This window comes from Wenjunlia vitaminophila DSM 41686, assembly GCF_000380165.1.
Lineage (GTDB): Bacteria > Actinomycetota > Actinomycetes > Streptomycetales > Streptomycetaceae > Wenjunlia > Wenjunlia vitaminophila.
The window spans coordinates 18,335-30,680 of record NZ_KB904652.1 but is presented as its reverse complement, the minus strand read 5'-3'; the positions used below and the strand labels follow the sequence as shown (position 1 = coordinate 30,680).

10 protein-coding genes are annotated in these 12,346 nt (G+C 70.3%); 4 read left to right on the top strand and 6 right to left on the bottom strand.

The window, feature by feature from the left end:
- Nucleotides 1-75: 75 nt before the first annotated feature.
- The 4 genes from A3IG_RS0105780 to ctaC form a co-directional block, all read right to left on the bottom strand.
- Nucleotides 76-1,227, bottom strand: a complete 1,152-nt coding sequence (locus A3IG_RS0105780) for a L,D-transpeptidase (RefSeq protein WP_018382596.1) — start codon at nucleotides 1,225-1,227, stop codon at nucleotides 76-78.
- A 302-nt stretch (nucleotides 1,228-1,529) separates the two neighbouring features.
- The gene (locus A3IG_RS0105775; RefSeq protein ID WP_018382595.1) at nucleotides 1,530-1,928 is read right to left on the bottom strand and encodes a cytochrome c oxidase subunit 4; all 399 of its coding nucleotides are present in this window, start codon (nucleotides 1,926-1,928) and stop codon (nucleotides 1,530-1,532) included.
- Entirely contained in the window at nucleotides 1,925-3,685 is a 1,761-nt protein-coding gene (ctaD, locus tag A3IG_RS0105770; RefSeq protein ID WP_018382594.1) for an aa3-type cytochrome oxidase subunit I, read from the bottom strand. The genes A3IG_RS0105775 and ctaD overlap by 4 nt, the downstream gene beginning before the upstream one ends.
- Nucleotides 3,682-4,653, bottom strand: coding sequence for an aa3-type cytochrome oxidase subunit II (ctaC, locus tag A3IG_RS0105765; RefSeq protein ID WP_018382593.1), 972 nt, complete (start codon nucleotides 4,651-4,653; stop codon nucleotides 3,682-3,684). Before ctaC ends, ctaD begins: the two co-directional genes overlap by 4 nt.
- Nucleotides 4,654-5,341: 688 nt before the next feature.
- On the opposite strand from ctaC, the gene A3IG_RS0105760 reads away from it, so the two are divergent.
- Nucleotides 5,342-6,781, top strand: coding sequence for a cysteine desulfurase/sulfurtransferase TusA family protein (locus A3IG_RS0105760; protein ID WP_018382592.1), 1,440 nt, complete (start codon nucleotides 5,342-5,344; stop codon nucleotides 6,779-6,781).
- A gap of 173 nt (nucleotides 6,782-6,954) precedes the next feature.
- Here A3IG_RS0105760 and A3IG_RS0105755 read toward each other — a convergent pair whose 3' ends face one another.
- Entirely contained in the window at nucleotides 6,955-7,932 is a 978-nt protein-coding gene (locus A3IG_RS0105755; protein WP_018382591.1) for a carbohydrate kinase family protein, read from the bottom strand.
- Between the two features lie 219 nt (nucleotides 7,933-8,151).
- Here A3IG_RS0105755 and A3IG_RS0105750 point away from each other — a divergent pair, with 219 nt between their 5' ends.
- Together A3IG_RS0105750 and A3IG_RS34115 are read left to right on the top strand one after the other, a co-directional pair.
- Nucleotides 8,152-8,391, top strand: a complete 240-nt coding sequence (locus A3IG_RS0105750) for a hypothetical protein (protein ID WP_018382590.1) — start codon at nucleotides 8,152-8,154, stop codon at nucleotides 8,389-8,391.
- 122 nt (nucleotides 8,392-8,513) lie between these two features.
- The gene (locus tag A3IG_RS34115) at nucleotides 8,514-10,133 is read left to right on the top strand and encodes a hypothetical protein (protein WP_018382589.1); all 1,620 of its coding nucleotides are present in this window, start codon (nucleotides 8,514-8,516) and stop codon (nucleotides 10,131-10,133) included.
- A gap of 126 nt (nucleotides 10,134-10,259) precedes the next feature.
- On the opposite strand, the gene A3IG_RS0105740 is transcribed toward A3IG_RS34115, so the two are convergent.
- Nucleotides 10,260-10,613 carry a HesB/IscA family protein gene (locus tag A3IG_RS0105740; protein WP_026219929.1) on the bottom strand — a complete coding sequence of 118 codons (354 nt, stop codon included), beginning with the start codon at nucleotides 10,611-10,613 and terminating at the stop codon, nucleotides 10,260-10,262.
- Nucleotides 10,614-11,043: 430 nt separating this feature from the next.
- Here A3IG_RS0105740 and nadA point away from each other — a divergent pair, with 430 nt between their 5' ends.
- Entirely contained in the window at nucleotides 11,044-12,249 is a 1,206-nt protein-coding gene (nadA, locus tag A3IG_RS0105735) for a quinolinate synthase NadA (protein WP_026219928.1), read from the top strand.
- Nucleotides 12,250-12,346 lie beyond the last annotated feature (97 nt).

Here is a 12,346-nt window from a genome sequence, read left to right as displayed (position 1 = left end):
CCGAAGGAAGGGCCCCGGTCTCGGACAGCCGTCCGTGACCGGGGCCCTTCCCTTTCTCGTGCCCGCGGGTGGTGCCTAGGTGGTCTGGGGGCTGAGCCGGGCCGGCGCGGTCGACTCGCGAAGCGCCGTCTCCTGCTCCACCGCACTCCCCCGGCGCCACTGTTCCCAGGTGAGGTTCCAGTCGCCGAAGCCGTTGTCGAACGGCGTCATCTGCTCGCCCTCGCTGTTGATCACGGTGATCAGGTCACCCGGCCGGACCAGGTTGAAGAACCAGCGGGCGGCCTCGGTGCCCATCCCCGTGCAGCCGTGGCTGACGTTCGCCACCCCGTGGTTCCCGGTCGACCAGGGCGCCGCGTGCACGTACTCCCCGCTCCAGGTCACCCGGGTGGCCCAGCGGACCTGGAGGTCGTAGGAGTCGGCGCTCCCCGCGGGGATGCCGATGCTGCTGCCGGTCATCCGCACCGTCTCCTCCTGGGAGAGGACCACCTTGGTCCCGTTCCTGGTGGCGAAGCCGGGTTTGCCGGTGGTCACCGGGATGCTCCGCACCGTTCGGCCGTTCCGGTGCACCGTCATCCGGTGCGCCGCGGCGTCCACCACCGCCTCCACCCTGTCCCCCGTGGTGAAGCTCAGCGGGCGGCTCGAACCGCCGTGTAGGCCTTCCTGGATGCGCACACCGTGCAGGTTGCTGTGCACCGTCACGGTGGCGTGGGCCGGCCAGTACTCACGGGGTCGGTAGTGCAGCGTCCGGTCGTCCACCCAGTACCACCGACCCGTGTGCTGGGGGTGCGACGAGACCCGAAGTCCGCGCTCCACCACGGCCCGTGCGGCGCGGTCGGAGACCTTGTGGCTGAGCTGGGCGGTGATCGGCTGCCCCACGCCGTACCGCTTGCCCTCCGGCCCGAAGGTGGCCCGGAGCAGCTTGTCCGCGGGAGCGGTGGTGAACCCGAAGGCCCCCAGGCCGGTGTCTCCCTCCCGGGTGATGAGCTGTACCCGGACGGTGTAGCGCACCCCCGCCGCCAGCGAGGTGTTGCTGCGCCAGTGCTCCCCCCGGGGCGAGAGCCTGCCCCTGACCTGCCGCCCCGAGGCGTCGGTGACCACGACGTCGGTGATCCGGCTGCCCTTGGCCCTGGTGTCCACGGTGATCTCCCGGTCGGGGTCCACCTTCTCGCTGCCGTCAGCGGGTCGGACATCGACCTGGCCGGCCAGGTCGTTGGGGGGTGTGGCCATCGGGGCCGGACCCGAACAGGCGAGGACCGTCGCAGCCACCGGCACGGATATCAGTGCCCCGTACGCCGCGCGGCGGTGACGGGGGCGGTGTGACCGTATCTGGGACACCTCTGCCTCCCATGCTATGAGTCCCCCTCAGCGTAGGAAGACGGAGCAGGAGCACTCAGCCGGGCGGTCGTTCGCTGAGCCGCCCGGGTGGTGCGGCCACTCGTGCGGCCCTATTCCGGCCCGCACGCACCGGGGCCCGACCACGGTGTGTCGTGGTCGGGCCCCGGTGGGAGCAGCTCGGTGAGGTCCGGAACTCAGTACCGCTGGTCCTCGCCGTGGTAGAACTCGAACACCCACCCGAAGAGGCCGATGGCGAAGATCGGGAGCGAGAAGAACAGCAGCCACCAGCCGAAGACGATGCCCAGGAAGGCCAGTGCGCCACCGATCGCCAGGGCGAGCGGCTGCCAACTGTGCGGGGCGAAGAAGCCCAGCTCGCCGGCGTCGTCCGCGACGTCAGCCTCCTTGCGGTCCTGCGCTCCGGTGTCCACCCGGCGTGCGGTGAACACCAGGTAGTAGCCGATCATCAGGGTCAGGCCGAACGCCAGGGCCAGCGCCGTGGTGCCGGCCGGCTCCTTCGACCAGACGCCGTACAGGATCGTTATGGCCAACAGGAAGACGGCGAGGCCGAAGAACAGCTTGCCTTGGACCTTCACTCCAGGCCCTCCTTCTTGACCTCGGCCTGCCCGACCAGCACCAGGTCACTGTCATCGCTGTGGTTCTCGAGCCGGTCCATCGCGGCGATCTCCGGGTGGTGCAGGTCGAAGGCCGGGGACTCGGACCTGATGCGCGGCAGCGAGACGAAGTTGTGCCGCGGGGGCGGGCAGGAGGTGGCCCACTCGAGCGACCTGCCGAAGCCCCAGGGGTCGTCCACCTCGACCTTCTTGCCGTACTTGGCAGTCTTCCAGATGTTGTAGAAGAACGGCAGGATCGACAGGCCCAGCAGGAACGAGCAGATGGTGGAGAAGGTGTTCAGCGTGGTGAGCCCCTCACCGGCGAGGTAGTCCGCGTAGCGACGCGGCATGCCCTCGGCACCCAGCCAGTGCTGCACCAGGAAGGTGCCGTGGAACCCGAGGAAGAGCGTCCAGAACGTGATCTTGCCGAGCCGCTCGTCCAGCATCTTCCCGGTGAACTTGGGCCACCAGAAGTGGAACCCGGAGAACATCGCGAAGACCACGGTGCCGAACACCACGTAGTGGAAGTGCGCCACCACGAAGTAGGTGTCGGAGACGTGGAAGTCCATCGGCGGCGAGGCGAGGATGACGCCGGTGAGACCACCGAAGGTGAAGGTGATGAGGAAGCCGATGGCCCACAGCATCGGGGTCTCGAAACTCAGCGACCCCTTCCACATCGTTCCGATCCAGTTGAAGAACTTCACACCGGTGGGCACCGCGATGGCGAGGCTCATGAAGGAGAAGAACGGCAACAGCACGCCACCCGTGGCGAACATGTGGTGCGCCCACACCGTCACCGACAGACCGGCGATCATCACCGTCGCGGACACCAGGCCGATGTAGCCGAACATCGGCTTGCGGCTGAAGACCGGGACGACCTCGGAGATGATGCCGAAGAACGGCAACGCGATGATGTAGACCTCTGGATGGCCGAAGAACCAGAAGAGGTGTTGCCAGAGCAACGCGCCGCCGTTGGCTGGATCGAAGATGTGCGCTCCGAACTTCCGGTCCGCCTCCAGCGCGAACAGCGCGGCGGCGAGCACCGGGAAGGCCAGCAGGATCAGCACGCCGGTGAGCAGCACGTTCCAGGTGAAGATCGGCATCCGGAACATGGTCATACCGGGGGCGCGCATGCAGATGACGGTGGTGATGAAGTTGACCGCGCCCAGGATGGTGCCGAAGCCGGAGAAGGCCAGGCCCATGATCCACATGTCGGCGCCGATGCCCGGCGAACGCACCGCGTCGGAGAGCGGCGCATAGGCGAACCAGCCGAAGTCCGCGGCGCCCTGCGGGGTGAGGAAGCCAGCCACCGCAATCAGCGAGCCGAACAGGTACAGCCAGTACGCGAACATGTTCAGCCGGGGGAACGCCACGTCCGGGGCGCCGATCTGCAACGGCATGATCCAGTTGGCGAAGCCGGCGAACAGCGGGGTGGCGAACATCAGCAGCATGATCGTGCCGTGCATGGTGAACGCCTGGTTGAACTGCTCGTTCGACATCACCTGGAGCCCCGGGCGAGCCAGCTCAGCGCGCATCAGCAGCGCCATCAGGCCACCGATGCAGAAGAAGGCGAACGAGGTGACCAGGTACATCGTGCCGATGGTCTTGTGGTCGGTGGTGGTGATCCACTTGACCACGATCTGACCCGGTGACTTCCGGCGGGCCGCCGGCAGCGAGGCGGCCGCCTCGCCCGCGGGAGACGCCGTGGCGGCACCCTTGAACTGATTGGGGATGCTCACTTGTGCTCACTTCCCGCCGGGTGCTTCTCGAGCTCCTTGGCCTCTTCGGTGTCCCGGAACGTCGGGATGCCCGCCTTCAGGTAGCCGGTCTGTCCCTTGTCCTCGAGGGTCTTCAGGTAGTCCCGGTACTCGGCGGGTGAGACGACCTTGACGTTGAAGAGCATCCGGGAGTGGTCGACACCGCACAGCTCGGCGCACTTGCCGCGGAACGTCCCCTCCTTGGTCGCGGTGATCTCGAACCGGTTGGTGTGACCGGGAATGACGTCCATCTTGAACAGGAAGCTCGGCACCCAGAACGAGTGGATGACGTCACGCGAGGTCAGGATGAACTGGACGCTCTCGCCCTTCGGCAGGACCAGCGTCGGCGGCTTGCCAGGGGTACCGAACTCGTACACCCCTTCGGCGCCCTCGGGAACCCTGTCCAGCCAGTCGTTGTCGATCGCCTCGAGCTCCGGCTGGTCCTTGAGCGGGGTCTTGGGCGTGGCCGGGTCGCCGTCCACGTTCTCCATGTAGTTCCAGGCCCAGCTCCACTGGAAGCCGATCACGTTCACCACGTGGTCCGGCTTCTTGGAGGTCTCCATCAACTCGGACTCGTCCCGAGCGGTGAAGTAGAACAGGACAGCGATGACGATCAGGGGAACCACCGTGTACAACGCCTCGATGGGCAGGTTGTACCGGGTCTGTGCGGGCACCTCCACCTTGGTGCGGCTACGACGGTGGAAGATGACGGCCCACAGAACCAGGCCCCACACCAGCACGCCGATGGCGAGTGCGGCAGCCCAGGAGCCCTGCCACAGGCGGATCACGATTGGCCCCTGCTCCGTGGCGGGGCTGGGCAGACCGAGCCTGGGGAAGTCTTCGTAGGTGCAACCGGTGGCGGTCACCAGGACCAGGCCCGCGGCGATCGCCTGCGGCAGCCTCCGCCGCATCGAGCGCCGCGGTGAGCGGTCGGAGCCGTTGGGACTCACGTAGCGCCTTCCCGAGAGTCTCGCCCGCGGCTTCGTGCCTGGCCGCCGGCCTTGTGGCGGTCCGGCCCTTGCGCGGGCAGGGGTTTGATGTTTATGCGGACCAAACCCTACTGGACGCCTTTTGGGGTCGTGCGAGCAGGTGGCGCTAACCCGGCGTGGCGCTCCTTTCTCCTCCCTTCCGGGCTACCACCCCAGCTCCCCACACAGCCATGTGGACCACCCCCTCCACCGGAGCGTTCCCCTCCAACGGCCCAACCCCACGCGAGGGAGCGCGGCGTCGGGGAACCCAGACGGAGGCTCCCCAACCGAACACAACAAGGGGTGCAGCGTCGTGCACCCCCGCCCCGACGACGCGCAGACGTGAGCGAGCCGCAGTGACACCATGCGGCTGGCGCCGCGGACCGCTGCCCCTGCCAAGAGACGAAGACCAGCGACCGAGGAACGAGGGAGCAGGTCTGAGGAACGCCGGCAGGGGCACCCCAAAGCGGCCGGCGGCGAGCGAACACCAACAAAGGCCGCAGTGTCGTGCACCCGAACCCCGACGACGCGCAGACGTGAGCGAGCCAAAGGCCGCGCCCCTGCCAAGAGACGAAGCCAGCGACCGAGGAACGAGGGAGCCGGCTGAGGAACGCCGGCAGGGGCACCCCAAAGCGGCCGGCGGCGAGCGAACACAATAAAAGATGTCCCCATGACGTACTTCGACGTGGCCTCGTCGGCCCCGCTCCATCCCGTCGCCCGGCAGGCGCTGGTAGCTGCGCTGGAGGAGGGCTGGGCTGACCCGGCCAGGCTGTACCGGGAGGGCCGGCGGGCCCGGTTGTTGGTGGACGCGGCGCGGGAGAGCGCCGCGGAGGTGGTGGGGTGTCGTCCGGACGAGTTGTCCTTCACCTCGTCGGGGACGCAGGCGGTGCAGTTGGGGGTGCTCGGGGCGTTGGCGGGGCGCCGACGGGTGGGGCGGCGGCTCGTGGTGTCCGCGGTGGAGCACTCCTCGGTGCTGCACGCGGGTGAGGCGCATGAGGCGGCGGGGGGAACGGTGGCGCTGGTGGGCGTGGACCGGATGGGTCGGGTTTCCCCGGAGGCGTTCGCCGGGGCGTTGACCGCGGACACCGCGCTGGCCTGCCTCCAGTCCGCGAACCACGAGGTGGGCACCGTGCAGCCCGTTGCGGCGGTGGCCGAGGAGTGTCGGAAGGCCGGCGTTCCACTGCTGGTGGATGCGGCGCAGAGCCTGGGACGGCTGGACGTGCCGCCGGGTTGGTCGCTGCTGACCGCGAGCGCGCACAAGTGGGGCGGTCCTCCGGGGGTGGGCTTGCTGGCCGTGCGCAAGAGGGTGCGGTTCGCACCGGTGTGGCCCGGGGACGAACGCGAGCGGGGCCGGGTGCCGGGCTTTGAGAACGTGCCGGCGGTGGTCGCCGCCGCGGCCTCGTTGCGGGCGGTGCGTGCGGAGGCGGCGCGGCTGGCGGAACTGGCGGAGCTGGTGGACGTGATCAGGGCTCGGGTGCCGGAGCTGGTGCCGGACGTCCAGGTGGTGGGTGACCCGGTGCGCAGGCTTCCGCACCTGGTCACGTTCTCCTGTTTGTACGTGGACGGCGAGGCGTTGCTGAGCGAGCTGGACCGGGCGGGGTTCGCCGTGTCCTCGGGGTCCTCGTGTACGTCGAGCACGTTGACGCCGAGCCATGTGCTGCGGGCGATGGGGGTGCTCTCCGAAGGCAATGTGCGGGTGTCGTTGCCTTTGGGGACGACGCGGGCGGACGTTGACCGTTTCCTCGCCGTGTTGCCCGAGGTGGTGCGGGGGGTGCGGGAGCGCCTCGGGGTGTCCGGACCGGCGGCGTCCCGGACGGAGCCGTCGGGGATCGAGGGCCCGGGGCCGGCGGACCCGCAGGCCCCGGCGTTGGTGGTGGACGCGCTGGGGCGGCGTTGCCCGCTGCCGGTGATCGAGCTCGCCCGACGGATCGGGGAGGTTCCGGCGGGTTCCGCGGTCGCAGTGCTCAGTGACGACGAGGCGGCCCGGCTGGACATCCCCACCTGGTGCGAGATGCGGGGCCAGGAGTACCTGGGTGAGCGCCCGGCCCACGAGTTCGGCGCGGACCGGGGCTCGGCCTACCTGGTCAGGCGGGTGGAACCTGGCTCCTAGGGCCTGTCTGATAATTCCCGCCTGGGTCGTGACGCCTGGCACGCACGCTCGCTGCGTTGTCGGGATCGTCCATGTACGCCCAGTACGAGGACGACCCTCCGCCTTGCGATCGCACGCACCAGACGCCGCGACCCCCGCCCTCCGGGCGGACGGCGCTACTCATCAGACAGGCCCTAGGAGCCGAGGTGCGCGGTGAGCTCAGCGGCGGCGGTCTCGCCGTACGCCTTGGTGAAGCGTTCCACGAAGTGGCCGGGGCGCAGCTGGTACTCCTGGGTGCCGACCGTCTCGATCACCAGGGTGGCCAGCATGCAGCCGACCTGGGCACAGCGTTCGTGGCTGAGGTTCCAGGAGAGGCCGGCGAGGAAGCCTGCCCGGAAGGCGTCACCCACGCCGGTGGGGTCGACCTTGCGTTCCTCTTCGGCGCAGCCGACGACGATGGGTTCTTCGCCGGTGCGCTCCACACGGACCCCCTGGGCGCCCAGGGTGGTGACCCGGGTCCCGACCCGGGAGAGGATCTCCTCTCCCGACCAGCCGGTCTTGTTCTCGGTGAGCGCGCTCTCGTACTCGTTGGTGAACAGGTAACGCGCTCCGTCCACCAGGCGGCGGATGGCCTCGCCGTCCATTCGGGCGAGCTGCTGGGAGGGGTCGGCGGCGAACGGGATGCCCCGGACCCTGCACTCGTCGGTGTGCCGCAGCATGGCGTCCGGGTCGTCGGCGCCGATCAGCACGAGGTCGATGCCGCCGACCCGGTCGACGATGGGTTGCAACTCGATGTTGCGCGCCTCGCTCATGGCACCGGTGTAGAACGACGCGATCTGGTTGTGGTCGGCGTCGGTGGTGCAGACGAAGCGGGCGGTGTGGTGCACCTCGGAGAGGTGCACCGAGGCGGTGTCCACGTTGTGCCGCTCGAGCCAGGACCGGTACTCGTCGAAGTCGGCGCCCGCCGCGCCGACCAGGATCGGACTCAGCCCGAGCACGCCCATTCCGAAGCAGATGTTGCAGGCGACCCCGCCCCGGCGGACCTCCAGCGTGTCCACCAGGAAGGACAGCGAGACGGTATGGAGCTGTTCGGCCACGAGTTGTTCGGCGAACCGACCCGGGAAGGTCATCAGATGGTCAGTGGCGATCGAACCGGTGACAGCGATACGCACGACGGGCTGCTCCTGATGCTCGGACGGGGTGGGACGACCGGCGCTTGGGGCCGACGGGGTCACGGTACCGGTCGGGCGCGGCCCCACCCTCGACGAACGGTGGCCCACCGATCGACAGGACAACTTACTGCGGGGTACGGCTGACGTGGCCGTCGGGCCGCGCTTAGGGTCGCGGCAGACGCCCACGGTCGTGGTGGGCCGCGTTCCCTGGAGTTCTCCATGTCCCAGTCCAGGCAGTCCTCCGTTCTCCGAACCGGGCAGGTCGTGCCGCGGTCCCCGGACCAGCGCAACGGGGCCGAACTCGCCGAGCTGGTGGCTGACGGCGTGCGCATGGCCCCCCACTGGCCCGTTCCGCACACCCCGCCGGCGGCCACCGCGACCTCGTGGGACATCGCCGGGGTGCGGGTACCTGACCACTCCGCGCGGTTGCTGGCGGGCATGTCGGACTACGGCGACTGAGCCGGCGTCGCGCGCCGCGACCGTCGCCCGTGCGGGGAACCGGAATCGGGGTCGCCCCGTCACATCCCCGGAACCCAGCCAGTTCCGGATGAGATGACGAGCGGAACCGAAGGAGCGCAGTCGTGAGTGATGACACCCCGCAGGACACACCGCAGGCCGGTCCCGGGCTCGACGAGCCAGGCTCGCCGGGGCGTGCCCGGCGGCGGACCGCGCTGATCGCCGTCGCGACGGCGGCGGTGCTGCTCGCCGGGGGCGGCGGTGTGGTGCTGGCGACGGGCGGGGGGGACAGTGGTTCCGCCGCCGGGAGCAAGCCGGCGCCGCTGACCCTGGACGGCGTCCCGGTCGGTGCGGCCGAGGACCGTGTTGACGCACCGGGGTCCCCGGGCGTCGGGGCCGACCTGCGGACCACGGGGCCGCTGCCCGAAGGGCCGGAGGAGGCCCCGGTGTACCGGTCGGACGGGGTGGTGGCCCGCGAGGACGTGGCAGCGCTGGCCCGTGCCCTGGGGCTGGACGGCCCGGTCTCCAGGGGCAAGAACGCCTGGCTGGTGCGCGAGGACGGCAAGGACCGCCAGGGAGCGGTGCTCCGGGTGGACATGACCGCGCCGGGGGTCTGGAGCTACTCGGGTTCCGGCGGCACGATGTGCCTGGTCGATCCGGAGTACCTCAGCGACGGGTCCGTGTCCTGCCCGGCGGCCGGCGCGGACGTCGGGGCCGCGGGCGCGGGCACGGAGGCCTCGGCGGTTCCGGCCCCCACGGCGGACGGCTCTTCGGTGGACGGCGCGGAGGCCACCCCCCAGGTGCCCGCCACGGCGGAGCCGATCTCCGACGAGGAGGCCCGTCGGGCTACCGATCCCCTGTTCAAGGCCCTGGACCTCACGGACGCCGACGTGACCCTGGGGCCGAAGTGGCCGATGCGTACGGTCACCGCCGACCCGGAGGTGGGCGGTCTGCCGACGCACGGTTGGAGCACCACGGTGTTGGTGGGCCCGGACGGGGTGGAGTCGGCGAACGGCAGGCTGGTGCTGCCCACCGCCGGGACTGAGTACCCCACGATCAGCGCGGACCGCGCGGTGAAGCTGCTCAAGCAGCGGGGCGGGCCGGACAGCGGGGTGAGCACCGAGGCCATCGCGCCCTGCCCGCCGAGCGGGCCCGAGAAGAAGTCCGAGGCGGGGGCGGGGGCCGCGGACCAGCAGGCGCCCGCCGTCACCCTGCCGTGCGCGCCGGAGCCGGCCGCGCCGCCCCCGCTGCGGATCACCAAGGCGGAGTTCGGGCTGTCCTCGCAGAGCGTGTCGGGTCAGGCCTCGCTGGTGCCGTCCTGGCTGTTCACCCTGGAGCCGGGGGACGAGGAGGGCTTCGTGCTGGCACAGGTCGCGGTGGACCCCGCCTTCCTGAAGGAGTCCCCGGCTCCCGCCGATCCGCAGGAGCCCGACGAGCCGGAGGCCAGGACCGGCCCGGCGGGCCCGGCGGCCAGGCCCATGCCGATGACGGTCGAGTCGTACACCGTGCGCGGACGCACCCTGAGCCTGTGGTTCTGGGGCGGGGTGTGCCAGGACTGGGCGGCGAAGGCGAGTGAGTCGGGTGACACCGTGCGGGTGACGGTGACCGGCACCGACAAGAAGCCGGACGGGGCGTGCATCGAGCTCGCGAAGCAGTTCGAGCAGCGGGTACAACTGGACGAGCCGCTGGGGGACCGCGTGGTGGTGGACACCACCAGCGGCAAGGAGCTGAAGCCGGGCCGCTAGCCTCAACGGGGCGTGTCGTGCGGTCCGGTGACCGCAGGCACGCCCGGAGCTGATGACTCCGCCCCATGGACGAAGGCGGCGGTCACCCGGGTCGGGGATGACCGCCGCCTTCCTGGTCGCCGAGGATCAGTGGAACGAGTCGCCGCAGGCGCAGGAGCCGGTGGCGTTGGGGTTGTCGATGGTGAACCCCTGCTTCTCGATGGTGTCCACGAAGTCGATGGAGGCGCCGCCGAGGTAGGGCGCGCTCATCCGGTCGGTGACCACCTTGACCCCGTCGAACTCCTTGACCACGTCGCCGTCGAGCGAACGCTCGTCGAAGAAGAGCTGGTACCGCAGGCCGGAGCAGCCACCGGGCTGGACGGCGACACGCAACGCCAAGTCGTCCCGGCCCTCCTGCTCCAGCAGGCCCTTGACCTTCTTGGTGGCGGCGTCGGACAGGATGATGCCGCTGTCGGCGGTGGTCTCGTCCTGAACGGTCATCTGCATACTCCCAGGGTCGTACGGACTGCTGCCGCCGCCTTCAACCGGCGGGGTCCCCGTTTCATTTCCGGGCAGGGCAGTTCGCTGGCTTCGCTGGTCTTCCAGGTCAATGCTCGCACACCCGATGGCGGACCGGGGACTTCTGGGGCGTCGTGATGTGGTGCACACCTCCATGCCCGGGCGCGTCAAACTGACGCGAAGGCGCTATGATGAATAACGTCAGTTAGACGAAAAGCAGCATGCTCACGCGTTCGACCTGCGGCCGTGGTCCGGGCTGCGGACCACGGTCCGGGTGCGGGCCATCCGTGCCCGGTCACCCGTGCCGGTTCCCGCGTGCTCGGGGGCGCGGTCGCACGCGTCGGGTGCTGCCCACCGTCAGTGGCGTGTGCGATCCGTGCGCACCCGTCTCCGCCCCGTGCCGACAGAAAGGGTGCGTGTCGTGACCACCACCCACGCTCCGGACCTCACCCCGGGACCTTACGGGGAGCCCGAGCCCACCCCGCTGGCCCTGCTCCTGCTGGGCCGTTCCGCCGACCCGAACAGCGAGCGCGGCGTCGAGTGCCCGGGAGAGCTGCCGGCACCCTCCGACCCCGACCTGGTGGAACGGGCCCGTGCGGCCAAGCGACGCCTCGGGGACCGGGTGTTCGTGCTGGGCCACCACTACCAGCGGGACGAGGTGATCCAGTTCGCCGACGTCACGGGCGACTCCTTCAAGCTGGCCCGGGACGCCGCGGCCCGCCCCGAGGCGGAGTACATCGTCTTCTGCGGGGTGCACTTCATGGCGGAGAGCGCCGACATCCTCACCTCCGACGCCCAGCAGGTGATCCTCCCGGACCTGGCCGCGGGGTGCTCCATGGCGGACATGGCCACCGCGGAGCAGGTCGCCGAGTGCTGGGACGTGCTCACCGACGCGGGCGTGGCGGACCGCACCGTCCCGGTCTCGTACATGAACTCCTCCGCGGACATCAAGGCGTTCACCGGTGCCCACGGCGGCACCATCTGCACCTCGTCCAACGCCAGGCGCGCCCTGGAGTGGGCGTACGGCCAGGCCGAGAAGGTGCTCTTCCTGCCCGACCAGCACCTCGGGCGCAACACCGCGGTCCGCGAGCTCGGGTTCTCCCTCGAGGACTGCGTGGTCTACAACCCGCACCGGCCCAACGGCGGCCTCACCCCCGAACAGCTCCGCGACGCCCGCCTCATCCTGTGGCGCGGCCACTGCTCGGTGCACGGCCGCTTCTCCCTGGACTCGGTGCGCGACGTGCGCGAACGCATCCCGGGGGTGAACGTGCTGGTGCACCCCGAATGCCGGCACGAGGTGGTGGCCGCCGCCGACCACGTGGGGTCCACCGAGCACATCATCAGGACGCTCGACGCCGCTCCCGCCGGGTCCGCGTGGGCCGTGGGCACCGAGCTGAACCTGGTCCGCCGCCTCTCCAGGGCCCACCAGGACAAGCAGGTGGTCTTCCTGGACCGCACCGTGTGCTTCTGCTCCACCATGAACCGCATCGACCTGCCCCACCTGGTGTGGGCCCTGGAGTCCCTGGCGGACGGGCGGGTGGTCAACCGCATCCAGGTGGACGCCGAGACCGAGGCCAACGCCAAGCTCGCCCTGGAACGCATGCTGGCCCTGCCCTGAGGGCCTGTCCGAGAGGTCCCGCCCGGGTCCGCGGCCCCCGAGGACCCGGGCGGGCGGTCACCCGCGGAACCGCGGCGGGACGCGTCCCCGCCCCGTC

Coding starts and splice junctions, on each gene's coding strand:
- A3IG_RS0105780 (WP_018382596.1), bottom strand. CDS start 1,227: ATGGCCACACCCCCCAACGACCTGGCCGGCCAGGTCGATGTCCGACCC.
- A3IG_RS0105760 (WP_018382592.1), top strand. CDS start 5,342: ATGACGTACTTCGACGTGGCCTCGTCGGCCCCGCTCCATCCCGTCGCC.
- A3IG_RS0105750 (WP_018382590.1), top strand. CDS start 8,152: ATGTCCCAGTCCAGGCAGTCCTCCGTTCTCCGAACCGGGCAGGTCGTG.
- A3IG_RS0105740 (WP_026219929.1), bottom strand. CDS start 10,613: ATGACCGTTCAGGACGAGACCACCGCCGACAGCGGCATCATCCTGTCC.